Origin of the sequence: Bradyrhizobium sp. B039 (assembly GCF_038965675.1) — a bacterium.
Lineage (GTDB): Bacteria > Pseudomonadota > Alphaproteobacteria > Rhizobiales > Xanthobacteraceae > Bradyrhizobium > Bradyrhizobium diazoefficiens.
The window spans coordinates 4,305,021-4,325,389 of the sequence record NZ_CP152416.1; the positions used below are offsets into that span (position 1 = coordinate 4,305,021).

Annotated in this window: 31 protein-coding genes; 20 read left to right on the forward strand and 11 right to left on the reverse strand. The window is 64.8% G+C overall.

Annotated elements, in window-relative coordinates:
* The first annotated feature begins 138 nt into the window (after nucleotides 1-138).
* From AAFG50_RS20040 to AAFG50_RS20055, 4 genes are all read left to right on the forward strand, one after another.
* Nucleotides 139-1,140 (forward strand): SH3 domain-containing protein, encoded by a 1,002-nt coding sequence (locus AAFG50_RS20040; protein WP_028171191.1) that lies wholly within the window; start codon nucleotides 139-141, stop codon nucleotides 1,138-1,140.
* 162 nt (nucleotides 1,141-1,302) lie between these two features.
* Nucleotides 1,303-1,581 carry a hypothetical protein gene (locus tag AAFG50_RS20045; RefSeq protein WP_028171192.1) on the forward strand — a complete coding sequence of 93 codons (279 nt, stop codon included), beginning with the start codon at nucleotides 1,303-1,305 and terminating at the stop codon, nucleotides 1,579-1,581.
* A gap of 229 nt (nucleotides 1,582-1,810) precedes the next feature.
* Nucleotides 1,811-1,978, forward strand: coding sequence for a hypothetical protein (locus tag AAFG50_RS20050; RefSeq protein WP_178372734.1), 168 nt, complete (start codon nucleotides 1,811-1,813; stop codon nucleotides 1,976-1,978).
* A gap of 72 nt (nucleotides 1,979-2,050) precedes the next feature.
* Nucleotides 2,051-2,371: a hypothetical protein gene (locus tag AAFG50_RS20055; RefSeq protein ID WP_039184406.1), complete on the forward strand. Its 321-nt coding sequence runs from the start codon at nucleotides 2,051-2,053 to the stop codon at nucleotides 2,369-2,371.
* 21 nt (nucleotides 2,372-2,392) lie between these two features.
* On the opposite strand, the gene AAFG50_RS20060 is transcribed toward AAFG50_RS20055, so the two are convergent.
* From AAFG50_RS20060 to AAFG50_RS20070, 3 genes are all read right to left on the reverse strand, one after another.
* Nucleotides 2,393-2,962, reverse strand: coding sequence for a TetR family transcriptional regulator (locus AAFG50_RS20060; RefSeq protein ID WP_028171195.1), 570 nt, complete (start codon nucleotides 2,960-2,962; stop codon nucleotides 2,393-2,395).
* The gene (locus AAFG50_RS20065; RefSeq protein ID WP_011087001.1) at nucleotides 2,962-3,306 is read right to left on the reverse strand and encodes a multidrug efflux SMR transporter; all 345 of its coding nucleotides are present in this window, start codon (nucleotides 3,304-3,306) and stop codon (nucleotides 2,962-2,964) included. The genes AAFG50_RS20060 and AAFG50_RS20065 overlap by 1 nt, the downstream gene beginning before the upstream one ends.
* 213 nt (nucleotides 3,307-3,519) lie before the next feature.
* Nucleotides 3,520-4,185, reverse strand: a complete 666-nt coding sequence (locus AAFG50_RS20070) for a class I SAM-dependent methyltransferase (RefSeq protein WP_028171196.1) — start codon at nucleotides 4,183-4,185, stop codon at nucleotides 3,520-3,522.
* Nucleotides 4,186-4,282: 97 nt separating this feature from the next.
* On the opposite strand from AAFG50_RS20070, the gene AAFG50_RS20075 reads away from it, so the two are divergent.
* The 3 genes from AAFG50_RS20075 to pdxY all read left to right on the forward strand — a co-directional run bounded on the left by AAFG50_RS20075 (nucleotide 4,283) and on the right by pdxY (nucleotide 6,609).
* Complete coding sequence (locus AAFG50_RS20075) at nucleotides 4,283-4,927, forward strand: TetR family transcriptional regulator (RefSeq protein ID WP_028171197.1); 645 nt, start codon at nucleotides 4,283-4,285, stop codon at nucleotides 4,925-4,927.
* Between the two features lie 92 nt (nucleotides 4,928-5,019).
* Nucleotides 5,020-5,661, forward strand: a complete 642-nt coding sequence (locus AAFG50_RS20080; RefSeq protein ID WP_028171198.1) for an FMN-binding negative transcriptional regulator — start codon at nucleotides 5,020-5,022, stop codon at nucleotides 5,659-5,661.
* Between the two features lie 135 nt (nucleotides 5,662-5,796).
* Nucleotides 5,797-6,609, forward strand: coding sequence for a pyridoxal kinase (pdxY, locus tag AAFG50_RS20085; RefSeq protein ID WP_028171199.1), 813 nt, complete (start codon nucleotides 5,797-5,799; stop codon nucleotides 6,607-6,609).
* 4 nt (nucleotides 6,610-6,613) lie between these two features.
* Here pdxY and AAFG50_RS20090 read toward each other — a convergent pair whose 3' ends face one another.
* The gene (locus tag AAFG50_RS20090) at nucleotides 6,614-7,903 is read right to left on the reverse strand and encodes a hypothetical protein (RefSeq protein ID WP_028171200.1); all 1,290 of its coding nucleotides are present in this window, start codon (nucleotides 7,901-7,903) and stop codon (nucleotides 6,614-6,616) included.
* A 330-nt stretch (nucleotides 7,904-8,233) separates the two neighbouring features.
* On the opposite strand from AAFG50_RS20090, the gene AAFG50_RS20095 reads away from it, so the two are divergent.
* The 3 genes from AAFG50_RS20095 (at nucleotide 8,234) to AAFG50_RS20105 (ending at nucleotide 9,188) form a co-directional block, all read left to right on the forward strand.
* Nucleotides 8,234-8,398, forward strand: coding sequence for a Flp family type IVb pilin (locus tag AAFG50_RS20095; RefSeq protein ID WP_027542544.1), 165 nt, complete (start codon nucleotides 8,234-8,236; stop codon nucleotides 8,396-8,398).
* Between the two features lie 166 nt (nucleotides 8,399-8,564).
* The gene (locus AAFG50_RS20100) at nucleotides 8,565-8,768 is read left to right on the forward strand and encodes a hypothetical protein (protein ID WP_028171201.1); all 204 of its coding nucleotides are present in this window, start codon (nucleotides 8,565-8,567) and stop codon (nucleotides 8,766-8,768) included.
* Between the two features lie 171 nt (nucleotides 8,769-8,939).
* Nucleotides 8,940-9,188, forward strand: a complete 249-nt coding sequence (locus tag AAFG50_RS20105; protein ID WP_028171202.1) for a hypothetical protein — start codon at nucleotides 8,940-8,942, stop codon at nucleotides 9,186-9,188.
* 3 nt (nucleotides 9,189-9,191) lie between these two features.
* Here the strand turns inward: AAFG50_RS20105 and AAFG50_RS20110 are convergent, their stop codons facing one another.
* Nucleotides 9,192-9,551, reverse strand: a complete 360-nt coding sequence (locus AAFG50_RS20110; protein WP_162185813.1) for a hypothetical protein — start codon at nucleotides 9,549-9,551, stop codon at nucleotides 9,192-9,194.
* A 50-nt stretch (nucleotides 9,552-9,601) separates the two neighbouring features.
* Nucleotides 9,602-10,186 (reverse strand): Ada metal-binding domain-containing protein, encoded by a 585-nt coding sequence (locus tag AAFG50_RS20115; protein ID WP_028171203.1) that lies wholly within the window; start codon nucleotides 10,184-10,186, stop codon nucleotides 9,602-9,604.
* 60 nt (nucleotides 10,187-10,246) lie between these two features.
* On the opposite strand from AAFG50_RS20115, the gene AAFG50_RS20120 reads away from it, so the two are divergent.
* The 3 genes from AAFG50_RS20120 (at nucleotide 10,247) to AAFG50_RS20130 (ending at nucleotide 12,015) form a co-directional block, all read left to right on the forward strand.
* Entirely contained in the window at nucleotides 10,247-10,543 is a 297-nt protein-coding gene (locus AAFG50_RS20120) for a hypothetical protein (protein WP_028171204.1), read from the forward strand.
* Nucleotides 10,544-10,566: 23 nt separating this feature from the next.
* Nucleotides 10,567-11,487 (forward strand): DMT family transporter, encoded by a 921-nt coding sequence (locus tag AAFG50_RS20125; protein ID WP_028171205.1) that lies wholly within the window; start codon nucleotides 10,567-10,569, stop codon nucleotides 11,485-11,487.
* 126 nt (nucleotides 11,488-11,613) lie between these two features.
* On the forward strand, nucleotides 11,614-12,015 hold the full coding sequence (locus tag AAFG50_RS20130) for a VOC family protein (RefSeq protein WP_028171206.1): 402 nt from the start codon (nucleotides 11,614-11,616) through the stop codon (nucleotides 12,013-12,015).
* Nucleotides 12,016-12,017: 2 nt separating this feature from the next.
* Here the strand turns inward: AAFG50_RS20130 and AAFG50_RS20135 are convergent, their stop codons facing one another.
* Together AAFG50_RS20135 and AAFG50_RS20140 are read right to left on the reverse strand one after the other, a co-directional pair.
* Nucleotides 12,018-12,368 (reverse strand): zinc ribbon domain-containing protein YjdM, encoded by a 351-nt coding sequence (locus AAFG50_RS20135; protein WP_028171207.1) that lies wholly within the window; start codon nucleotides 12,366-12,368, stop codon nucleotides 12,018-12,020.
* A gap of 110 nt (nucleotides 12,369-12,478) precedes the next feature.
* Complete coding sequence (locus AAFG50_RS20140) at nucleotides 12,479-12,652, reverse strand: hypothetical protein (protein ID WP_018644642.1); 174 nt, start codon at nucleotides 12,650-12,652, stop codon at nucleotides 12,479-12,481.
* A gap of 189 nt (nucleotides 12,653-12,841) precedes the next feature.
* Here AAFG50_RS20140 and AAFG50_RS20145 point away from each other — a divergent pair, with 189 nt between their 5' ends.
* The 3 genes from AAFG50_RS20145 to AAFG50_RS20155 all read left to right on the forward strand — a co-directional run bounded on the left by AAFG50_RS20145 (nucleotide 12,842) and on the right by AAFG50_RS20155 (nucleotide 14,644).
* Nucleotides 12,842-13,294 (forward strand): pyridoxamine 5'-phosphate oxidase family protein, encoded by a 453-nt coding sequence (locus tag AAFG50_RS20145; RefSeq protein WP_028171208.1) that lies wholly within the window; start codon nucleotides 12,842-12,844, stop codon nucleotides 13,292-13,294.
* A gap of 31 nt (nucleotides 13,295-13,325) precedes the next feature.
* Nucleotides 13,326-13,754 carry a cytochrome c gene (locus tag AAFG50_RS20150; RefSeq protein ID WP_074077709.1) on the forward strand — a complete coding sequence of 143 codons (429 nt, stop codon included), beginning with the start codon at nucleotides 13,326-13,328 and terminating at the stop codon, nucleotides 13,752-13,754.
* Nucleotides 13,755-14,131: 377 nt separating this feature from the next.
* Nucleotides 14,132-14,644 carry a hypothetical protein gene (locus tag AAFG50_RS20155; RefSeq protein ID WP_028171210.1) on the forward strand — a complete coding sequence of 171 codons (513 nt, stop codon included), beginning with the start codon at nucleotides 14,132-14,134 and terminating at the stop codon, nucleotides 14,642-14,644.
* A 73-nt stretch (nucleotides 14,645-14,717) separates the two neighbouring features.
* Here the strand turns inward: AAFG50_RS20155 and AAFG50_RS20160 are convergent, their stop codons facing one another.
* A complete protein-coding gene (locus AAFG50_RS20160) occupies nucleotides 14,718-15,713 on the reverse strand; it encodes a hypothetical protein (protein WP_231166468.1) in 996 nt (331 codons plus the stop codon).
* A 188-nt stretch (nucleotides 15,714-15,901) separates the two neighbouring features.
* Here AAFG50_RS20160 and AAFG50_RS20165 point away from each other — a divergent pair, with 188 nt between their 5' ends.
* The 4 genes from AAFG50_RS20165 (at nucleotide 15,902) to AAFG50_RS20180 (ending at nucleotide 17,596) form a co-directional block, all read left to right on the forward strand.
* Nucleotides 15,902-16,189 carry a hypothetical protein gene (locus AAFG50_RS20165; RefSeq protein ID WP_011087017.1) on the forward strand — a complete coding sequence of 96 codons (288 nt, stop codon included), beginning with the start codon at nucleotides 15,902-15,904 and terminating at the stop codon, nucleotides 16,187-16,189.
* 24 nt (nucleotides 16,190-16,213) lie between these two features.
* Nucleotides 16,214-16,510: a hypothetical protein gene (locus tag AAFG50_RS20170; RefSeq protein WP_028171212.1), complete on the forward strand. Its 297-nt coding sequence runs from the start codon at nucleotides 16,214-16,216 to the stop codon at nucleotides 16,508-16,510.
* 166 nt (nucleotides 16,511-16,676) lie between these two features.
* Complete coding sequence (locus AAFG50_RS20175) at nucleotides 16,677-16,970, forward strand: hypothetical protein (RefSeq protein ID WP_039184411.1); 294 nt, start codon at nucleotides 16,677-16,679, stop codon at nucleotides 16,968-16,970.
* Nucleotides 16,971-17,314: 344 nt separating this feature from the next.
* Nucleotides 17,315-17,596, forward strand: coding sequence for a hypothetical protein (locus tag AAFG50_RS20180; protein WP_028171213.1), 282 nt, complete (start codon nucleotides 17,315-17,317; stop codon nucleotides 17,594-17,596).
* A gap of 131 nt (nucleotides 17,597-17,727) precedes the next feature.
* Here AAFG50_RS20180 and AAFG50_RS20185 read toward each other — a convergent pair whose 3' ends face one another.
* The gene (locus AAFG50_RS20185; protein ID WP_028171214.1) at nucleotides 17,728-18,525 is read right to left on the reverse strand and encodes a transglycosylase SLT domain-containing protein; all 798 of its coding nucleotides are present in this window, start codon (nucleotides 18,523-18,525) and stop codon (nucleotides 17,728-17,730) included.
* Between the two features lie 653 nt (nucleotides 18,526-19,178).
* Complete coding sequence (locus AAFG50_RS20190; RefSeq protein WP_028171216.1) at nucleotides 19,179-19,694, reverse strand: ParB N-terminal domain-containing protein; 516 nt, start codon at nucleotides 19,692-19,694, stop codon at nucleotides 19,179-19,181.
* Nucleotides 19,695-20,369: the final 675 nt, after the last annotated feature.

The window sequence follows — 20,369 nt, forward strand, 5'->3', positions numbered from 1 at the left end:
CGTGTTGCGCTCGTCGTACCGATGAACGGCGGATGAATATTGAACTCCGCGCGCATTCAATCTTTCGGCTGATGCGGCAGCTCTAGGAGGAACGCTCGTTCCTTCTGCGCGTTCCGACTCGCAGAGGAGGAATACGCCATGAGACTCAGAAGCATTTTGGTTGCAGCACTGCTACTCGCCCCGACGGCCGCGCTGGCCGCGCCGGGCATCGTCACCGTCTCGACCGGCTTGCGCGCCGGACCGGGGTCGGGATTCCCCGTGGTCGATCGCATCCCCGAGGGCGCCCGCGTCAACATCCATGGCTGCCTGCGCGGCAATGCCTGGTGCGACGTGAGCTTCTCCGACGATCGCGGCTGGGTGTCGTCGCAATATCTCGAATATCTCTACCGCAATCACTACGTCTATCTCCCCGACTATGTCGACGAGATCGACGTGCCCGTCGTGCCCTTCGTGCTGAGCTCGTACTGGTCGAGCTATTATCAGGGGCGGCCCTGGTATCGCCGCCATGCCTACTGGAATAGTTACTGGAGCTCGCACGAGCGCTTCGCGACGCGGATGACGATTGATCCGAGTGCGGCCCGTATCGGCCGTGCGGCGACACGCGATGCGGCGATCGCACTGGGGCGCAATGGCGCGAATACAAAGGGCGCCGCCGCGATCTCCGGACGCGATGCCGTGACGGCACGGCATGACGCAGCCATCGCCAAGCGCGACGCTGCGGTTGCGGCCGACCGGACTCGCGTCGGGCGAAGCGATCGCCTGGTGAATGCGCGGACGACCGTGCAGCAGAACCGCAACCCGCGCGACGCGCAGGCGCGCATGATGCACGAGCATGCGGCGAGCCGCGCCGCAACGCGTGCGCAGCCGCAGCCGCAGCCGGTAACGCGTGCGCAGCCGATGGCGCGTGCTCATGAAGCTCCGCGCGTGTCGGCCGCGCCTGCGGCCCGGCCCGCGACGCCGCATGTGGCGCAGCCGAACGTCAGCCATGGCGCGCCGATGAATGCCCATGCGCAGATGCCGGCGCCGCGCGCGGTAGCACCTGCGATGCCGCATCCGGGCGGCGGTGCTCAGCACATCAACGCCGCTCCGCGTGGTGGCGCGCCGGCCGGCGGTCCCGGTGGCGGTCACGAGAAGCACTAACGTCATTGCGAAAGCCCGGCCCTCGCGCCGGGCTTTCTGTTAGTCGGGTTCCCTGCGCGTACAATTTAAGAAAGTTCTTCGCGGGCAGATTTCATCGATCGTAATATGTCTACCCAAAGCTGTAAGCATCCACTCGGGGCAGCGGGGCACGGGAGGATGACGATGAGACAGAGCCAGGCGGAGACGCGCCGCCAAAATGTCGCGAAGCGGTCCATGACGAAAGAGGTCAAGCAGTTGACCGGCTTGATCGCCACACTGCGCGAGTCGCTCGAAAGCATCCACAAGCAGCGGGCGAACGCCAAACTCTCCGGCGCCGAGATGGGTCTTCTCGACGAACGGCGCAACAATCTGCTGCTTACGATCGCGGCCCTGGACGATCGCCTGTCGGCGGTGCAGGGGCTGATCGATCTCGGCCGTCCGCACATCATCCGCGTCCATTAGCGGAGTTCGGAGGTGGCGCGATCGGTTCCGTTGCTGATGTGACGGGCCGGCCCCCAGCTGCCGAACGCGGCACGCGTTCGATCCGGTCACCCGGCTGCGGGTGCGCCGGTGCGATGCTGCCTGCGGATGGCACCAAATTGCCACGCTCCCGGCGAATTGCCGCCAAAGCCCGCTGCCACGAGGAAGCGGGTGCAGGGGCAACGCAAGGGGACACGCATTGGCCTACAAAATGATCGCAGAACGCGACAACGAGAAGTACAGTTTCGCCCGCGAGAGCCGCCTGCTCATCGTGGCGAAGGCAAGGGTGTGGGCGAGCGAGGGATGGCGGGTCGTCATCACCGACCAGGACGGCAAGGCCTACGCGCCGCCCGAATTCGATCAATTGCTGGCGGCGTGACCGCAAGACGGGGCTAGGGGACGACATTTGACTTCGCACTTTCGGCCAGGGCGCGACCTGATCGCGCCCCTGATGATTCTCGCAGCCGCCGCCGCACTGACGGCGACGGTCGCATCCGCTCAAAATCTCGATGCCGGCAAGTCGGCCGAAAAGCTGTTTGCCGATGGTTGCGCGACCTGCCACCGGAGCCCGCGCGGTCTTGCCAAGGGGCGCTTCAGCCTGACGCTGTCATGGTTCCTGAAGGACCACTACGCGACCAGCTCTGACTCCGCCAAGGCGCTCGCCGCGTATCTGGAGTCCGTCGATGCGCCGCCACAGCGAGCCGCAGCCAAGCCCGGCGCAAAATCCTCCCGATCCGCGCCGCGTCCGCCCAAGCCAGTGACAAGCCAGTAGCCAGCGCCGACAAAAAGGTCGCTATCCGCGCCGATAGGTCTGCGCGATCAGCCGGCCGTGCACGGCGCGCAGCTCGGCGTTCATGCGCGTCTGTCCGGTCGTGACATAGGACAGCCAGGCGCCGTCGGCGGCGAGGCGCACGACATGGAGCTCCGGCGTGCCGTCGGTCGCGCGATGCCGCTTCAGGCGTGCCTTCATCCAGTCGTTCCAGAGCCGGCGCAGTGACGGATCGGTGACGACCACCATGCTCAGCGCCGCCCAGGGCGTGGTGAAGCCGAACGCCTTGCCGATGAACACCGCATTGACATAGGCGCGGGTAAAGCTGCCGCGCGGCTTGGGATCGGCTTCGATTGCGGCGTCAATCTCGGCATCGACGCGGGCGAGCAGATCGGCGAACAGGCCCTCGATCAGCGCCTGCTTGCTGCCGAAGTGATGAAACAGGCCGCCCTTGGTGACGCCGGCCGCCGCCGCCACGGCCTGCACCGTGATGCCGGAGACGCCATGGTCCGTGGCAATGGCCGCAGCGTGGTCGAGCAAGGCGCGCCGCACCTGCTCGGGCTGCTTGGCGCGGCTATAGGCGCTGGCCGGCATCAGTGCACCGTCGTCTCCGAGAACAGGTTGATGATGACGACGCCGGATACGATCAACCCGATGCCGACGAACGCCGCGGCGTCGAGCATCTGGCGGAACAGCACGAAGGAGACGGTGGCGGTCAGGATGATGCCGACCCCGCCCCAGATCGCATAGGCGATGCTCAGGGGGATCACCCGGATCGCGACCGACAGCGCGTAGAACGAGGCGACGTAGAACAGGACCATGGCGAGCGTCGGCCACGGCCGCGTGAACTGTGCGGATTGCTGCAGGAAGGCGGACGCGATGACCTCGGAGACGATGGCGAGGGCAAGCGCGGTGTAGGCATTGAAGGCGGAGGTCATGGCGGGCTCGGGCGTAGCGCAGGAAAGATACCGCGCGGTAGGTATGTTTAGCACGTGGAACATCGCTCTGCCGGTAGCTGCTATCACATGTGAGTGACGAGGGTGCGACACGGACGCGGACGTGATGTTCCGCGGTCTGTCGCCGATGACGCGAAGCCGCCGCGCGATGAATCGCGCAGCGGCTCCATGGCATCGCGGCGGCTCGACGTGGCGTCAGTTGATCCGCACGGAGAGTTCGACATCCTCGGCAAAGGCCGTGGAGATGTAGCCGCTGCCGGGCATGCGCACGCGCGCGAGATAGTCGGGGCTGTCGTCGGCATTGTCGGCGACGATGATCGCGCCCGGCTTGAGATGGCCCTCGACCAGATCCAGGATCTCAGGGTAGAGCGCCTTGGCGCCGTCGAGCAGCACGAGATCGATCGTGTCAGGGAGATCGGCCTTGAGCGTCTTCAGCGCATCCCCTTCGCGGATTTCGACGAGATCGAGCAGCCCGCCGGCCGAGAGGCTGTCGCGTGCCCGCGCTGCCTTGGACGGCTCGAACTCGCTGGTGATGAGACGGCCGCCGCCATTGTCGCGCAGGCCCGCGGCGAGGTGCAGGGTCGAGATGCCGAAGGAGGTGCCGAACTCGACGATCGTTCTGGCGCGGGAGCTGCGCGCCAGCATGTAGAGCAGGGCGCCGGTCTCGCGGGAGACCGCGAGCGGGACGTCCTTCAGGCGTCCGTAGAGGTCGGCGTAATCGGTCTTGCTTCGCATCATCCGCGCCCGGTCGGCGTCGGACAAATCGGCGACGGCTGCGAGCGTTGCGCCCCGTGTTGCCTCGGCCTCGAGGAACAGGCGGTCCAGCAGCGGCGCAAGCGATGTGATGGTTGGGGTGGTCATTCGTTGCCTCCAGGGTTCGCGAAGAAGCGCGTGCTTGCGCGAAGACTGAAATACGACTAATTCGTCGCATTTCCTATTCGCATTCCCCAGGCGCGCCATGGCCGATCGTCGAAGCCGTTCAATTTCCTCGCGAAAGCAGCCGCAACAGGCCCGCTCCACGGGGCTTGTGGCGGCCATTCTGGATGCGGCTGTTCAGGTCCTGGCGAAGGAGGGCGCGCAGCGTTTCACGACGGCGCGGGTGGCCGAGCGGGCCGGGGTGAGCGTCGGATCGCTCTATCAATATTTTCCGAACAAGGCGGCGATCCTGTTCCGCCTCCAGCGCGACGAGTGGCAACGCACGAGCGAGCTCTTGCGCGGCATCCTCGCCGACCGGGCGAAGCCGCCATCGGCGCGGCTGCGCGCGCTGGTCCACGCTTTTATTCGCTCCGAGTGCGAGGAGGCTGCGATCCGCACGGCGCTCAGCGACGCCGCGCCGCTCTATCGCGATGCGCCCGAGGCACACGATGCGCGGGCCGCCGGCAAGGGCATCGTCGCGACCTTCATGCGGGAGGCGCTGCCCAAGGCATCGGATGCGACGCGCGCTCTCGCCGGCGAACTGATCACGACGACGCTGAGCGAGGTCGGCAAGCGCTTCTCGGAGACGCCGCGCAGCGCGGCGGAGATCGCGCGCCATGCCGAGGGGCTCGCCGACATGTTCTGCGCCTATCTCGGCGAGCTGGCACGGCGCCGAGATCATTCCTGACATCCGCGTTTGCACCCCAATATCGTTTCGGATTTCGCCGGATGATGAGGTAGCCTCGCAACATCTTTCGTCCAGCCATCGAGCGCCGCGCCATGCATGTCCTCCGTCCCCAATTCCGCATCGAGGAGCAGCGCGCGCTGGAATTCGCTGGGCAGCGCGGCTTCGGCGTGATCGTTGCGGCGGATGAGCGCGGCCCGCGCGCCTCGCACGTGCCGTTCGTGCTGGATCAGCGCGACGGGCAAGTCATCGTGCAGATGCATCTCACCGCAAAGAATCCGCTCGTGCCGCTCGCGGACGGTACCAGGCGTTTCCTGCTGATCGTTGCCGGCGACGATGCCTACATCTCCAACGACTGGTATTCCTCGCGCGACAACGTCTCGACCTGGCTCTACGAGGCGGTGCACCTGTCGGGCGTGGCGCATCTGCGCGGGCTCGACGAGAACCGCGGGCACGGCGATGCGCTGCTCGCGGTCGCCGAGGCGCGGTTGCCGAAGCAGCCCTGGGACCTCGCGCAGATGGAGCCGGACAAGCGCGAGAGCATGTTGGCCGCGATCCGCGTCATCGATCTCGTGGTGGACCAAATCGAGGGGCAGGCCAAGCTCAACCAGCACAAGAGCGATGCGGACCATGTCGCGGTCGCCGACCGGCTGGCGAGGTCGGAGGAGACCGGGCACCGGCGGCTGGCGCGGAAGATGCAGGCGCTGCGGCCGGAGCTTGGGTATGAGAGGCTCTAGACTTGTCGCCCGGATGGAGTGCAGGGAAATCCGGGGGGCTAACCGCGCAGCGCCAGTCCCGGGTTACGCTGCGCTCCATCCGGGCTGCGCTTGCTACCCTTGCCTCGCTCGGCATTTAACCTTACGGACCGCCCCATGCTCGTCATCTCCATTCAAAGCCAGGTGGTCCACGGCCATGTCGGCAACAGCGCGGCCGCCTATGCCATGCAGGCGGAGGGCGTGAACGTCGCGGCGGTGCCGACGACGTTGCTGTCGAACCATCCACGCTATCCGAGCCTGCGCGGGCGGGTGCTGGAGACCGAGCTCGTCGCCGATCTCCTGAAAGGCGTGGAGGAGCGCGATCTCGTCGACGAGGCCGCGGTGCTCGTCACCGGCTATCTCGGTTCGCCCGGCAATGCCGCCGTTGTCGCCGATTTCGTCGAGCGCGCCTTGAACCGCAATTCCAAGCTCGTCTATCTCTGCGATCCCGTGATCGGGGATGACGGCCACGTCTATGTCGCGGACGGCATTCTGGACGTGGTGCGGCACCGCCTGCTGCCGGCGGCGAACCTGACCACGCCGAACCAGTTCGAGCTCGAGCTGCTCTCGGGCATCACGATCGCGGACGCGCAGGACTTGCGCGCGGCGTGCGCGGCGCTGGCGGGGACCGGCCGCATCGACGTCATCGCCACCGGCTGCACACTCGCGGATACGCCGGACGGGCAGGTGGAGACGATCCTCTGCGCCGACGGGCAATTGTCGCGCTTTGCGACGCCGCGCCTGCCGATCCGCCCCTATGGCACCGGCGATCTCCTCTCCGGCCTGATCGCGGCGCATCTCGCCAAGGGAAAGGCGATGGAGGCGGCGGTGCGGCTCGCAGTCGAGACCATCTTTGCCGTGCTGGTGCGTACGCAGGAAGCGGGATCAGCCGAGATGCGTCTCGTGCCGCTGCCGACGCGGACGCCGTAACGGTTCAGGTCGCCCGCTTGCCGGTCGATTGCGCCGACTTCTGCGGCTTCGCCTTCTGCTCGCGCGCGGCCTGTGCCTTTGGCGGCTTGGCGCTGGCCATGGCCCGCATCTTCTTCGGCCTGGCGTTGGCGGCTTCCCTGCGTTCCGCCGAGCCGCGCTTCGATACATATTCCGCGCCGTCGACCGGGCCGACATGCGGCGGATCGCGGCCGAGATAGGGCCTGCCGATGCCGAGCGCCTTGCCGTTGGCATCGACCCATTTCCACAGCACCTCGGTCGAGACCCAGCGCTGCGCGCGGTTGTTGCCGGCGGTCGAGACGATGTCGGCGGCCATGCCGTGGCCGTAGCCGCCGCGCGTGCTGCCGCCATGATAGGAGCGGTCTGAGGCGGCCTTCAGGCCGCTCGCGATCGACTGGCGATAGTCGTCGCGAAACGCGCTGGTGATCCCCGGCGAGAGGCCGGCGGCTTCCGCCGCGAGCAGCGTGCGGAACAGCTTGCGCTTAAAACTCTTGTCCATGCCGCCGATGACGTAATCCATCATCGACATGCCGGCGTGCTCGGCCGCCTTCGGATCCTTCCAGCCGAAGTCCTCGTCGACCAGCTTCGTGAAGCTGCGCATCACCGTGACCATCTTGCCCCTGCGCTTGACGGTGACGGCGCGGCGCTCCTCGACTTTGATCGAATCCTCCTTGGGAGTGCGCTGGTAGAGCGCCCAGAGATAGCGGTCTATGCACGCATCCATCACGAAGCATTCGTCGAGCACGGCGACGGTGTCGGCGGACGGCGAGGCCTTGCTCTCGGTTGCGGCCGGCCCGGTTGCGATCGCCGCGGGCGACAGCGCGTCGGTCGCCACGATCTCGGTGGGATCGGCGGATGCGAGCTTGACGGGCTCCTGCACCGGTACGGCCTCGCTGACGACGGGCGCCGGCTCGGGCAAGATCTGCGGCGCGGGCGGCGTGCTCGGCAAGATCAGCGCGGGATCGGCCGAGGCGAGCTTGATGGCGGGGGCGGGCACTTCGAGCACTGCTGCTTCAGCGCTTGCCGGCTCGGGGGCTTGAGCCACCGCTGCGGCGATGTCGGCGGTCAGGGCGATGCCATCTTCGATGGTCGCAGCGCGCGGGACGTCGGCGAGGTCGAGGCGGCCGAGATCCTTTGCGCGTGAGACGGTTGCTGCATTGGCGCCGCTGTTCTCGATGAGGGCAGGGGCATAGGCGGACAGAGAGAGCGCCAGCCAGCCGGCCATGACGGCCGAGGGGCATGCGACTGCCACCAGAAGAGACCGCCGATCGTCCATGATCCCTGCCTCCAAACGGTTCTGTTCGAACGCGTCTCGTCGAACAGTCTTGCACAGAAAGGCACGCAGCGCGTCGATTGTTCGGAGGAGGGTGTGGCGGCGCAATGGCGCAAATGGCTGAAAACGGGCTTTTCCGGCGGGTGTTGCGAAGATGCAACGCGAGTTCCATTGTGGCTTCGTGGGGCTTTGGAGCGGGAAATGGCCTGCAAATGCTGCGTTCATTGTCGTCAAATTGAGCCGGCTGAATTTACTCAATCTTGGATTGAGGTCTGGCATCTCTCTCGCACCGGTAACGTCCGGTATTCGCTGGGAAGGACACGAGTTTTGAAATTGAAATGCCTGTTGGCCGACTTTGCCGCCGATGAATCCGGCGCCACCGCGATCGAATACGGCCTGATCGCAGCGGGGATCGCGCTTGCGATCATCGAGATCATCTACGCGCTCGGCACCAATCTCGTTGCGAAGCTGCAATCGCTGGCGACCGCGCTGAAATAAAATCATCCGCCATGCTGAGGCGCGAGGCGTGCGGGCGGCCGGCCCGCGCTTCGTGACGATCATGATGCGCCCCCCTCTGACAGGGCCGGGTAGGCTCGTCTGTGCGCATCGTCTGGACGCGTTGTTTTCGCTGCAACCTTGCGGCGGCTTGCGCGTTGGTGCGGCCATGACGCATTCCTCGCTTCGTCCCATGGACGCCTTCGACCCCACCGAGCCCGCCATCCTGCACGATCTTCTCTCCGACAGGATCATCACCTGGACCGCCGAACAGGCGGATGATTATCGGCGCGCCAGCCGGCCGCGCGACGATGGAACCGTGGCCTGGAAGGCCTATGTCTTCGACGGCTGGGGCAACGTGCTCGGTGGCTGAGCAGCGCCCATAAGAGCGCCATGTCGCGGCCGGCGGGGATTCGGCCAAGGCCTTGTGCGCATTAAACATATCGCCATGCGCCAAGCGCGTTGTTGCAATGCAGCGGCGCATGTCGCAATGCAGCAAATCAGGTTTAGATGTGCTCCGAAACTTCCTCCTGGAGCATCATCAATGAACAAGAAGACTCTGTCGATCGCAGTCGCCGCCCTCACGATTGCGGGCTCGACTGCCACCTTCGCCGCCGAGCTGCCGGCCTATGAGGCCAACGGTTTCCCGGTCTCCCCGTTGCAGGTTCGCGTGCTCGGTGCCGCGCATGTCGAGCAGCAGGCCTCGGCGCCCGCCACCAGCGTGACGGCGCTTCAGGCCAGCGTTCTGTCGCCGCGCAAGCTGAAGACCGCGACCGTGGGCAGCGCCCGCTAAGCTTCATGCGACAGGCACGGTGCGTGCGCATCGTGCCGCTGTCGCGTGCATGAATTCGCAACCGTCGGGTTTCAGAATTTTCCGCGTCACGTTGGAACCGCGCTCCTGCATGAGCGCGGTTTTTCTTTGCGTGCGCGGATCGAGAAGCCGGCGCGACAAAAGCATCGCGCGACGGCCTCGTTGTGCACGGCGGTTCAAGACGAGTGTGATCTCCTTAATACTTGTTTCGGAGATCACGGCGCCTGATGAGCGCGCCGCATATTGAGCGGCCAATTCTGGAATCATACTGGAGGCCGTTTCATGCCCGTTGCGCAAAAAGCCGTTGTTGCCAGCACCTCGCCGCGTGAGTTCATCATCAGGCATCTTGCGCTGTCCGCGGCCGCCGCGTTGTTCGTGTTCGTGCTGAGCCTGACCTACGGCCTCGATCTCAGCCCCGGGTTTTTCTGATAGTCGCGCAAACTTGACGGCGAGCGGCCGTAGAGCTCGGCGAACGCGGCGTTGAAGCGGCGCAGGCTGCCGAAACCGGCCAGGAACGCGATGTCGGTCATGGTGTGACCGCCGGCATCGAGCAGGCGTTTTGCGCGCTGGACGCGCAGCGTCCTGGCAAGCTGCTGTGGCGTTGCGCCGACGTGGCGCTCGAACAGCCGCGCCAGATGACGCGAGGAGATGCCGAGCCGCATCGCAAGCGTCACCACGGAAGCCTCGTCGAGCGCGCCCTCATTGATGAGCTTCACCGCCCGCGTGACCGTCGAGCGCGTGCCGTTCCAGGCCGGGCAGAACGGTGCGGTCTCGGGACGACAGCGCAGGCAGGGCCGGAAACCCGCGGCCTCGGCTGCAGCTGCCGTTGGATAATAGGCGACGTTGCGCGTCAGCGGCTGCTTGGCCGGGCAGACCGGGCGGCAATAGATGCCCGTGGTCTTCACCGCCGTGAAGAAGCGGCCATCATAGCGGGGATCGCGGCGCAGGCGCGCGGCGTCGCAGGTCGCAAAGCTCAGCATGGCCGGATGATAGCGCAAGCCCGTGCGGGCGGAAGGGCCGCGCGATGACCGAGTCCGATTGTGGCGAGCCGCACCGCGCATGGCGGCCTAGAAGGCGGCTCTCAATTCAATGCAGCCGGAGAGCCCGCCGTGACCTGCCCGAAAGACGTCGTCCTGAACGCCTGGAAGACCTTTTCATCGCGTGACGCCGAGCGCATCGCCGCGCTGTTCACCGACGACGCGGAATGGATCGCGTCGAAGGGCAACGCCACCGCGGTCGTGCTCGATCACACGGACCACATGCATGACGAGTTGCTACGGGAATCTTCGCGTCTCCGCCGCGTGCCAGACCTGCAACCGCATGGGTTGAGCGGATGAGCGCGCTGACATAAGGCTTGCCGATGGATCAGCGGACGAGCGGCGCTGACGCTCTCATTCAGAAGAACGACGCGGCACCGGCGCTTCTCGGCGTCGTCTGCGGCCTGTCGGCGGCGCTGTTCTGGGCGCTCGGCTTTGCCGGCACGCGGCACGGGCTGAAGGTCGGCTTCACGCCGGTCGATCTGCTGGTGCATCGCTACGTCTGGTCGGGCATCGTGTTCCTGCCGCTGGTAGCCCGCGCCGGGATCTCCGATCTCTGCGGTATCGGCTGGGGCAGGGGCCTTGCGCTGATGGTGCTTGGCGGCCCCGTGATGTCGCTGATCTCCTACACCGGCTTCCTGTTCGTGCCGCTCGGCCATGGCAGCGTGATCCAGCCGTCCTCCGCGACGCTCGGCGGCCTGCTGCTCGCCGCCATGTTCCTCAAAGAGAAGATCTCCGCCTCGCGCCTTGCCGGTGCCATCGTCATCGTCGGCGGTCTCGGCGTGATCGGCGCCGAATCGATCGGCCATATCGGCGCCGACGGCGTGCAGGGCGATCTGATCTTCGTGCTGACCGGATTGATGTTCGCGGGCTTTGGCGCGCTGCTGCGCCACTGGCGCGTTTCCGCCGTGTCGGCGGCGCTCGTCATCAACGTGCTGTCGCTGCTATTGCTGCCGGCCTATCTCCTGACCGGCGGGCCCGCCCGCGTCGCTGCGATCGGCGTGACGGAGAATGCGATCCAGGCGCTGGCGCAGGGCGTGCTCGCGGGTCCTGCCGCGCTCTATCTTTTTGCCGTCTCGGTCCAGCGGCTCGGCGTCGCCCGCGCGGCGGTGTTCCCGGCCTGCGTGCCGGCGCTGACGCTGCTCACCGGCTGGCTCCTGCTCGGCGAGCCGCCGACGATGTTGCAGACTGCGGGCCTCGTGACGGTGCTGTGCGGGTTTTATCTGGCGCAACGGCAGCGGTGAACGCATCTGCACAAGCCGAATGGAGCGCAAGCGAAATCCGGGGCGGGACGTGCGGCACTATCCCTGATTGCGCGACGCTCCATCCCGGCTACGCTCCCGGGCACGCCGTAACTTGACGAGCCCGCCATGACCTTGCTGCTCAACATCGACGTCCCCGACGTCGCCGCCGCCACGAATTTCTACACCGAAGCGTTCGGGCTGACGGTCGGCCGCCGCTTCGGCGCCGACTTCGTCGAACTGCTCGGCTGGCCGGCGCCGATCTACCTGCTGACCAAGCAGGCCGGCACGTTGGGCGCCGGCAGCGACCGCCGCCGCTACGAGCGGCACTGGACGCCGCTGCATGTCGACGTCGTCGTTGACGATGTCGATGCCGCCGTCGCGCGCGCGGTGCGCGCCGGTGCCGTGCTCGAAGCGCCCGCGCGCGATGCGCCGTATGGACGGATCGCGATGCTGGCCGATCCGTTCGGGCACGGGTTTTGTCTGCTGGCGTTCAGCGCGAAGGGATATGACGCGCTGCTGGGCGCGTAACGTTAGGCCTTCTTCACGAACTCCGACTTCAAATTCATCGCGCCGATGCCGTCGATCTTGCAGGCGATGTTGTGGCCGTCGGTGGCGTCCTGGAGGCGGATGTTGCGGACCTTGGTGCCGCCCTTGACGACGGAGGAGGAGCCCTTGACCTTGAGGTCCTTCATCACGATGACGCTGTCGCCATCAGTCAGCACGTTGCCATGGGCATCGCGCACGCCCGCCTCCTGCGGCGCATCCGCCGCAGCGCCGGCCGTAGCGCTCCATTCATGGGCGCATTCCGGGCAGACCCAGAGATCGCGGTCCTGATAGGCGTGCTCCGACTGGCAGTTCGGGCATTTCATGGCGTCGGGCATGGCAGGTCTCGTCTCGGGTGGCGTTGCGCGGCGCACCGTAGGGGCGGAACCGGAGAATGCAAGGGAAAGCTGGGGCGTGCGCGGGCAGGCGGCTGCCTGCCGGTGCGATGTCACCGAAACAGCGCAACGAAGATGACGTAGAGCCAGCCCAGGATGCCGTGGATGATCGCCCACAGGATCGAATGGTTGTTGGTGTAGGAGATCGCGATGGCGAGCGCCGAGCCGAAGCCGACGCCGTATTTCGCGCCCTCGACGCGGACGCCGTAGTAGCGGTTGCCGTTCATGGTGATATCTCCCCGATCGTGGAATGGGCGCAAGCGTATGCGATGTCCGTCATCTTCGCGATGGGCATCGCGTCACCCATCCCGTGAGGCCATGATTCCGTCAATGCCGGCCGCCGTGACTTGAGGTGCATCAACCCCATTGCGCGAGCCGCTCACTATCCTTCTCGAGGAAGATCTGCGGAGGGCGCGATGGACGATCTGATCAGACGAAAAATCCAGACCTTGCTGGACCAGCACCGCACCATGCGGATCGCGACGCTGCGGCCGGACGGCTGGCCGCAGGTGACCACCGTCGGCTACGCGAACGAAGGCTTCACCATCTATTTCCTGTGCGGGATCGACAGCCAGAAGGCGCAAAACCTGTCGCGGGACGATCGGGTCTCGCTTGCGATCGATGACGACCCGGCGCAGGTGATGGAGATCACCGGCGTGTCCATGGCGGCGCGGGCCCGAACCCTGACCGATCCGGCCGAAGCCGAGAAGGCGATCGGCCTGCTGATGGCACGCTATCCGGAACAGAAGGCCACCGGCCTCGCCGTGCCGAAACCGTCCGAGGTTCGCCTGATCGCGTTGACGCCGACCGTGATCTCGCTGCTCGACTATTCCAAGGGATTTGGCCACACCGACCTTGTGGCGTGCTGAGGGAGTTGCCCTGCCGGGATCCGCTCTCTTGATGCAGGTCAACCTGGTCCGCCCGCACCGACCTACGCTTCGAGTTACGCAGCAATGGCGAGGTGAAACCATGTCGCGCAGCGTTCGAATCTATATTGGCCTCGGCATCCTGATCCTGTTGTCGTTGCTGTTTCTGTTCAGCGTCGTCCACACGGCCGCGGGGGCATCGAGGCCTTCCTCACGCACGGCAGAGGAAGGACATCGCCTGGCGCAGGCGTGGTGCCAGACCTGCCACGCCGTGGAGCCGCACATGGCCGGATTCTTCGACCTGGCTCCGAGCTTCCAGGCCGTCGCCGACCGGAAAGGAACCACCGCGCTGTCGCTCAAGGTGTTCTGGCGGACCAGCCACCAGAACATGCCCAACCTGGTGATCTCGCCGGAGCAGGCCGAGGCGCTGTCGAGCTACATTCTGAGCCTGAGAGGTGATTGAGCGCGCTCCCGGCAAAAATGTCGAAAACAACCCCATGCACAGTAGAAATCGCCAGGGATTTCAATGGTTCTGAAATACCGAAGTGAATTTGACCCGTCGGGCAAGAGAGGGGTATGATGGCACGGTGGGCAGGTGCGGCGGCTGAGGCTCGTAGCCCGCCGCGAGCCGCTCACGCGTCCACGAGCCCGCCACGCGAACCGCAACTAGGACAGGTTGAGCGCCGATGACATCGATCATCGCTGCGTGCCGCGCCCGAAATTGGGAAAAAATGGCAGAGCTGAGGCTGTCAACGGCAGATCGGGTTAGGAGGCCGCTTACCCACGGAATACACTGATCGCCGTTTGGGGTTCGGGGTCATGTATTGGGAGGGACTGATCATGGCAAGTGTTGAACAATTGCGCAGACGGGACGGGGTGAACCTGGTCCAACTCGAGGCGGACATTGCATCGGTCCGCGCGGGAAGCTCGATCGCTTCAATTGCTCTTCCTGATTACGTCGAGCACACCGAGGGGGTCACGCGGGTCGGCGCGCTCAGTGCGGAGGCGGTGGTTCGCGACTACGAGTCCGCTGCAAAGGAGATCGAGGCCATGGGCGCCGAGCTGATCGACGCCGCGCAAAAATGCGAGGCGCTGACAGCCCAGGTCCACGATGCCATTGCCTTCATGCGCGAAACGGCGGCGGGGTATCGTGAAGAGGGGCGGAAGATCTTCAAGCGCATCGAGGAATGCGCGCTGTTCACGGAAGACGTCCGCAGGACCTGCGAAGAGGTCAAGCGCAGGATGAAGGACGTCTCGGTCGGCGAGGCCCCCGATCCGGATGAGGAGCTCGCAATGCCAGAGCGCGAGCTGACCGGGATCGCGGCCAAGGTGTCGGTGTGCGAGGTCCGGTGAGGCGGGCGTAGAGCGTCGTTCGCAGGATGGGTCGAGCGCCTGCGCTCGCCCGTCCTGCGAGCTCGCTAACGGCCTACCAATCCGGATCGCCGTAAGGGTCGGCCATATAGGGCGGCGGCATCCAGGGGCCGCGCGGCGGCGGCCTGGGCCGCCGAGGTGCGGCCGCCTGCACGTGCGGCCGTGCAGGCGCGGCCGTATCGTTGTTCACCACGCTCCGCACGACGGGTTTCGCGGCTGCAGGCGTGGACGACGCCGTCAGTTGCGTTTGTAGCGCCTGGACCTGCGCGGCGAGGCGCGCATTGTCCGCCGCATCCTTCTCCTGAGCCGCCTTGAGCCGTTGAATGGTGTCGGCCTGCTCGCGCAGCGTCTGCTCGTTGCGGCTTTTCAGTTGCTCGAGCTTACCGTTGATGTTTGCAAGCTCGCTCGTGATGGTCTTGAGCGATTGCGCAAGATCGGGCGATGACTGGTCAGGCGGTGTGGCGCCAGGACTTGGAACGCCAGGTGTTGGAGGGCCAGGACTTGGAGCGCCAGGCGTTGGAGCTGCGCTTTGCGTTTCCTTGCCGAGCGGCGGTGCGGGCACCGGACTTGGTTCATCCGCCGCCGCCACGTGCAGTGCCGTCGGCTGCGCCGGAGTTTCAACCGCGGCCGTTTGCCGGGGCTGACTGGCCGGCGGAGCCCATCGCGCCATGATCGACTTGCTGATCGACCTGGCCTCATCGCGATATTGCGAAGCGAAGGCGGCACCGAGAATGCCGATCGCCAGCACGAGGCCAACCAAAGCGCGCAGCATGGTCCGATCTCCTTTCAGGCCTTGATCGCGTACGTTGCGATCCGGCGCCTTGTCCTTAGGGGGCTCGGCTGCTGTCGTACCGGCGCTGGCTTGCGAGGTCCGCAGGGCCTCGCCGCCGTGTTCCATTCCGGAAACCAGCCGGTCCAGCCGCGCAAGGTCTTCATTGGCGCTCTTGATCTGGTCGTAGGCCCGCGCCAGTCCGCCATCGGCGCGCACCTCGCCCGGCTTATGGGCATCGGGCTTCTGGACATCAGGTTTGGGGTCGTTCGCTTCAGGCATCGATGCGCGCTCCATCCAGTCGGGCGTTCATGGGAGTGCGGCAGTCCGATCGTCGGAAGGATAGGCCTCACATTTGTCCAACACAACGCGCGTGCGAAGGAGAAATTATGGCGGGCCACGGTTGCTGAAACAGCCGTGCTCCCCCAGGAATCCCTGCGACGTGCTATGCTGTCGGGGGAGGAAGCGCCATGAGGGTCCCCACCGCGATACTCGCCCTGCTTCTTTCAAGTCCGGCCGCCGCCCAGGAGTGCCAGACATGCGCGATGGCCGACGCCTGCATGAAGGAGTACGTCAAGACGACGTCGGAGGCGCAAAGGGCGACCAGGCAGGGCATCCGGGATTGGAAGCAGAATCTGGACAAAAAGGCCTCCGCGGAATTGTCCAGCAGGGGCATACTCGCATTGCAGGACGCCATGGAGGCGCAGGTTCGTACGGAGCTGGAACGCCTCAAGGAGTGCCTGGCGAAGATCAGGTAGGGCGGGGGCGCAAAGGAGGATCCGATGAAATCGCTTCTGCTGCTCACGGCGAGCGGTCCGCTGCTCATTCTCACCTCGCACCAGTCCCTGAACGACCAAAAGCTCCTTGGGGTGCTCAGGCAAAAAGGTATTGGCAAGTTCGTCGCGTTCGAGGTTCCCTTGTCGCTCGCCAGGGAGCGCTACGGCGGGCACTTTCACGCGGTCGAAAGCAATCTGCACGAGACCGATGATTTGAGAGTGCTCGACTTCAACGGCCAGCGGGTCTTTCAGCTCTTTCATTTCGAAGAGCTCGGTTCACCGATGCTGATCGAATCCTCGTGATCCGGTTTTGTCTCGCGGCATGATCCGCTTCGAAAGACCCATCGTCCCGTTGCGGCGGCGAAAGCGATGGGTTGAGCAGGGCTGTTGTCCCGATGAACAACCGTTCAGGGGAACGGGCGCTGGTTCATTTCGTTGCATTGGGAGGGCATGTTGAGAGGAGGACGACATGAAAGCAAAGATCATTGCGCTCTCTGCTGCCGCTCTCGTGGCGACGGCACCAGCCGTGTTTGCTCAGGGTGTGTCGAGCAAGGCGCCAGGTCAGGAGATGCAGCAAATGGGGTCCAAGACAGGCGAGCCGGGCGCTTCCAGTTACGCTCCCGGACATAAGAAGCGTCACGCGATGCGCCACGCGAAGGCCTCGAAGACCACCAGCCCCGCCGCGACGAACGCCGCTCCAGGTCAAACGACCGGCGCGAGCACGAGGCCGACCACCGGCACGAGCACAAAGCGAGTGTACTGAAGTCCAGAGGGGACTGAAGTCCAGGCACTGACGGGACCCAACGGCACGTCGAACGTGGGACAGGTTGGGCCCCCGGCGAAACCCGTCATGCCGAATGATGGGTATCCGCCTTCGCTCGCTGAGCCGAGCTTCGGCGAGACAAGTCCGGCTTCGCCGGTCGGGCGAGCGGTGGAGTTGGTTTCGCAACCTGCCAGGCGCCGCAGGTTGTGAAACCCAACTCTTCAGGTGTTGTGAGCGGCAGCCGAAATCCGGCAGGGCCGAGAGCGTCATTCATGCAGGTCGAGAGCGAATTCGCTTGCCTTGCCTTGAGTCCTTTTGCACTCTCGTCGCAAGGAGGCCAACGCATGAAGAAAATGACCGTCGCGTGCGCTCTCGGAACGGCGCTGGTGCTGTGCAACCTCGGGATATCAGGTGCTGAAGCCCGGGCGCGGAAGGCGCAAGTCGTTCGTGCACCGCAAGAGAGGCTCATCGTCACGGCGCCCGTCCTGAGGCCAACGCCGTGGGATTACAATGTCATTCCCCGCTATCGTTATCGCCCTGAAGACGACCGGGTCGATCCCTACGGCCCGCCGATGGTGTCGTCGTATGTTCGCTATGAGGGGTGGCGGTGGCCGTACTGGTGGTGAAGGCCACTGGCGGATGCGACGTGGAGTAGACGTGTCGGATGGGTAGAGCGAAGCGAAACCCATCAATAGCCGGCGTGGAATGATGGGTTTCGCAAGGGCTCTACCCATCCTACGGACTAACCGTCTACGGACTAACCGTCGCCATCCGCCGCCAGCCGCAGAAACTGCCGCTTCATTGCGTTGACCCTCGCGACATAGCCCGCGACAAGGTGATCGCCGCAGCGCTCGCCCGCGATCATCTGAAACTTGCGGCGCGCATAGGCCGTGGCGGGACCTGCGCCGCAGAGATGGATGAAGGCAGCCAGATCCTGCTTCTGCTCGCGACTTGCCTTCACATCGCCCGCGAGGCTGAGGACCATGGCCACCTGGCGGTCCAGATACACCGACGCCAGCTCGATGGCGTGGCTCGGGATCGCGCGGATGTAGAGGAAGGTAGAACCGCAGCCGGTCTCCGTGACCGCGTTGCCGCGGACACAGAACCGCGCGGCTTCAGCGTAGGCCGGGTCGGTCATCTGGAAGAGGCCGACGGCGCTGGAGGCGGGCCGGTAGATCGCGAGTGGATTGAGGCTCAATCGCCAGCGCCAGTAAGTGCGCGCCACCGGATTGCCAGAACTCTCGACCTGCGCCAGCGCGGCCAGCAATTCGGGCGTGATCGTCGCGGTGGAATAAGTGCGGAAGAGCGGCCCGTATTGCCGCCAGGTCTCGGCCGGCTCCTTGTCGAGGGAATTGCCAACGAAGACGAACAGCTCGGTCGGCTTGCGGATCATTTGATAGCCGACGTTCAGAAGCGCGATAGCCGCAAGCAAGATCGCCGCAATGCCCGCAATCCGAACCGCCCGCGGTGCGCGCGCGAACGTCTTGCGCACCCACCGTGCGGCCCGTCGGACGATGCGAAGGCGAGGGAGGAGGCTCTTGCTCTTTCTTGGCATGGGTCTTGTGGGGAGCGGGTAGGGCGGGTTGAGCCTTGCGTCGCGCAAGTCAGGTACATAGCCGAAATTGGTGTGGTTCTCGCTGATGCCGATGAAGGTAAGCGTGACAGCTTCACTGTCCCGTCATGACCTCGGCAGCCAGATCGCGGCCCGCATTGTTCTAAATCAACAAACCCATTCATTGGCGACTTACGCTGACGAACCGTTCCAGTCCAGGAGGGAGTGTGGTCATGTCGCGCCGAACCATCGTTTCACTTACCGCATCCGTCATCATTGGCATCGCCTGCATCGTGACTGTTTCGACGGACGCCTTCGCGTATCGAAGAGGCGTTGGGGTTGGTCGCGCTGGTGTTTATCACGGCGGTGTCTATCGCGGTGGCGTCTATCGTGGTGCAGCCGTGCGCCGTGGAGTTGCCGTGGGCGTCGGAGCTGCTGCGGTTGGTGCTGCTGCTTACGGGGCTTACGGAGCCTACGGTGGCTATCGCCGCTGCGGCTACGAACCTTACCCCCCTTGCTACTAGCCGGTCTTGGCGCAGCGGTCACCGAGTAACCGGTTGAGCCGGGCTTGGTGGCGGTGACAGTGCATTCAATCTAAGTTGGTGGGTCGGTTAAGTGCACCGTCACCGTAGTCGCAGAAATTCTGGAGCCGACAATCAATAGCGGCCGCCGTTGCCCTTTTGCTGCGTGATCCAATCCGACAATGTTTTCGGTGTCGATTTCGCAGTCCGGCCCAGTGATGCCTTCGGATTGCCGCGGACGCCTTTCGCCGGACTGGCGCGCGGTGCTTCCGTTTCGTTGACGCTCTTCAAGGCAGCAGTCGATGTCTCTGCGGCTTCCTTCTCGAGGCGCAGCTTTTTCAATCGCGCCATCTTGATGCGCTCTGCCTCGACTCCGGGTCCTTCGGACAGCAGCGGCTTGTGTTGAGCAAGCTCGGCCGGGACCAGGACACCGATAATGGTTGTCTCACCGAGCGCCTTGCAGGCCTCGAGCCGATGCAGTCCCTCGACCAGAACGAGGCGGTCTCCGTCGAGCCGAACGGAAATGGGAGCCTGTTGTCCGATGTCCAGAATACTTTCCGCGATCTCCCCGACGATCTCGGGCTTGATAGCTTTCTTCTGCTTCGTGGGAACGAAGATCTTCTCGATCGGGAAGCTCTCCGGTTTGGGCATAACTCGACTCCGCTTCTACCGGGCCCGTCGGAACCCATGCCGGTGGGTTGGGAGTTTAGGAGGGAAGAGCTCGACCGCAAAGGCTATTTCGGCGGTAGAGCATTGATGAGCATCGAAGCCGGAACCAATCTGCGATTACGGCGACAATACACTTAATTGACGCCGCCCACCAAGCGCGAGCCGAAGCCGCAGATCGGCGGGACGGAGCGAGTGAATTTAGTGCGCTGTCACCGTAATTTGGATCACGTAGGATGGGTAGAGCGTAGCGAAACCCATCGAAAAAAGTCATACCGCAATTGTGAATTGCTCCACAGACGGCGGCCGTCCAGTCTGTTTATCTGCCGCCAACCGGCCCCTCGTGCGCGCGTTTGGCCTTGCGCATCTGGCGCCTTCGTTCTTCGAAATTTCTGGGTGATCGCTATGGGCGTTTTTTATCGCACGGCCATGCTTTGCAGCTGGTTCATCGAGTCCACCATGAGCGGGTGTACCGAGAGATTTCGCGTGCGCTGAACAAGGCGCACAGAGATTTTCCCGAGGCCCCGCCGGTGACGGACGGGGCTTTTTCATGTTCGCAATCTGCCCATTCCGCCCGGCGGAGCCTTCGCGAGAAGGAGGCAGGGTCATGTGGGAGTATTTTGGACCCGATTTCGCTTTCGACGTGGTGAAAGGAATGGT

What these genes read in the sequence shown, in the direction of transcription:
- AAFG50_RS20060 (WP_028171195.1), bottom strand. Translation starts at nt 2,962, where the DNA reads ATGCCGGCCAGCGCCTATAGCCGCGCCAAGCAGCCCGAGCAGGTGCGG.
- AAFG50_RS20080 (WP_028171198.1), top strand. Translation starts at nt 5,020, where the DNA reads ATGCATGTCCTCCGTCCCCAATTCCGCATCGAGGAGCAGCGCGCGCTG.
- AAFG50_RS20130 (WP_028171206.1), top strand. Translation starts at nt 11,614, where the DNA reads ATGACCTTGCTGCTCAACATCGACGTCCCCGACGTCGCCGCCGCCACG.
- AAFG50_RS20105 (WP_028171202.1), top strand. Translation starts at nt 8,940, where the DNA reads ATGAACAAGAAGACTCTGTCGATCGCAGTCGCCGCCCTCACGATTGCG.
- AAFG50_RS20180 (WP_028171213.1), top strand. Translation starts at nt 17,315, where the DNA reads ATGAAGAAAATGACCGTCGCGTGCGCTCTCGGAACGGCGCTGGTGCTG.
- AAFG50_RS20155 (WP_028171210.1), top strand. Translation starts at nt 14,132, where the DNA reads ATGGCAAGTGTTGAACAATTGCGCAGACGGGACGGGGTGAACCTGGTC.
- AAFG50_RS20045 (WP_028171192.1), top strand. Translation starts at nt 1,303, where the DNA reads ATGAGACAGAGCCAGGCGGAGACGCGCCGCCAAAATGTCGCGAAGCGG.
- AAFG50_RS20050 (WP_178372734.1), top strand. Translation starts at nt 1,811, where the DNA reads ATGATCGCAGAACGCGACAACGAGAAGTACAGTTTCGCCCGCGAGAGC.
- AAFG50_RS20190 (WP_028171216.1), bottom strand. Translation starts at nt 19,694, where the DNA reads ATGCCCAAACCGGAGAGCTTCCCGATCGAGAAGATCTTCGTTCCCACG.
- AAFG50_RS20055 (WP_039184406.1), top strand. Translation starts at nt 2,051, where the DNA reads ATGATTCTCGCAGCCGCCGCCGCACTGACGGCGACGGTCGCATCCGCT.
- AAFG50_RS20160 (WP_231166468.1), bottom strand. Translation starts at nt 15,713, where the DNA reads ATGCCTGAAGCGAACGACCCCAAACCTGATGTCCAGAAGCCCGATGCC.
- AAFG50_RS20090 (WP_028171200.1), bottom strand. Translation starts at nt 7,903, where the DNA reads ATGGACGATCGGCGGTCTCTTCTGGTGGCAGTCGCATGCCCCTCGGCC.
- pdxY (WP_028171199.1), top strand. Translation starts at nt 5,797, where the DNA reads ATGCTCGTCATCTCCATTCAAAGCCAGGTGGTCCACGGCCATGTCGGC.
- AAFG50_RS20170 (WP_028171212.1), top strand. Translation starts at nt 16,214, where the DNA reads ATGAAATCGCTTCTGCTGCTCACGGCGAGCGGTCCGCTGCTCATTCTC.
- AAFG50_RS20175 (WP_039184411.1), top strand. Translation starts at nt 16,677, where the DNA reads ATGAAAGCAAAGATCATTGCGCTCTCTGCTGCCGCTCTCGTGGCGACG.
- AAFG50_RS20070 (WP_028171196.1), bottom strand. Translation starts at nt 4,185, where the DNA reads ATGACCACCCCAACCATCACATCGCTTGCGCCGCTGCTGGACCGCCTG.
- AAFG50_RS20075 (WP_028171197.1), top strand. Translation starts at nt 4,283, where the DNA reads ATGGCCGATCGTCGAAGCCGTTCAATTTCCTCGCGAAAGCAGCCGCAA.
- AAFG50_RS20145 (WP_028171208.1), top strand. Translation starts at nt 12,842, where the DNA reads ATGGACGATCTGATCAGACGAAAAATCCAGACCTTGCTGGACCAGCAC.
- AAFG50_RS20140 (WP_018644642.1), bottom strand. Translation starts at nt 12,652, where the DNA reads ATGAACGGCAACCGCTACTACGGCGTCCGCGTCGAGGGCGCGAAATAC.
- AAFG50_RS20110 (WP_162185813.1), bottom strand. Translation starts at nt 9,551, where the DNA reads ATGCCTGATGATGAACTCACGCGGCGAGGTGCTGGCAACAACGGCTTT.
- AAFG50_RS20115 (WP_028171203.1), bottom strand. Translation starts at nt 10,186, where the DNA reads ATGCTGAGCTTTGCGACCTGCGACGCCGCGCGCCTGCGCCGCGATCCC.
- AAFG50_RS20125 (WP_028171205.1), top strand. Translation starts at nt 10,567, where the DNA reads ATGGATCAGCGGACGAGCGGCGCTGACGCTCTCATTCAGAAGAACGAC.
- AAFG50_RS20185 (WP_028171214.1), bottom strand. Translation starts at nt 18,525, where the DNA reads ATGCCAAGAAAGAGCAAGAGCCTCCTCCCTCGCCTTCGCATCGTCCGA.
- AAFG50_RS20150 (WP_074077709.1), top strand. Translation starts at nt 13,326, where the DNA reads ATGCAGGTCAACCTGGTCCGCCCGCACCGACCTACGCTTCGAGTTACG.
- AAFG50_RS20040 (WP_028171191.1), top strand. Translation starts at nt 139, where the DNA reads ATGAGACTCAGAAGCATTTTGGTTGCAGCACTGCTACTCGCCCCGACG.
- AAFG50_RS20135 (WP_028171207.1), bottom strand. Translation starts at nt 12,368, where the DNA reads ATGCCCGACGCCATGAAATGCCCGAACTGCCAGTCGGAGCACGCCTAT.
- AAFG50_RS20100 (WP_028171201.1), top strand. Translation starts at nt 8,565, where the DNA reads ATGACGCATTCCTCGCTTCGTCCCATGGACGCCTTCGACCCCACCGAG.
- AAFG50_RS20165 (WP_011087017.1), top strand. Translation starts at nt 15,902, where the DNA reads ATGAGGGTCCCCACCGCGATACTCGCCCTGCTTCTTTCAAGTCCGGCC.
- AAFG50_RS20065 (WP_011087001.1), bottom strand. Translation starts at nt 3,306, where the DNA reads ATGACCTCCGCCTTCAATGCCTACACCGCGCTTGCCCTCGCCATCGTC.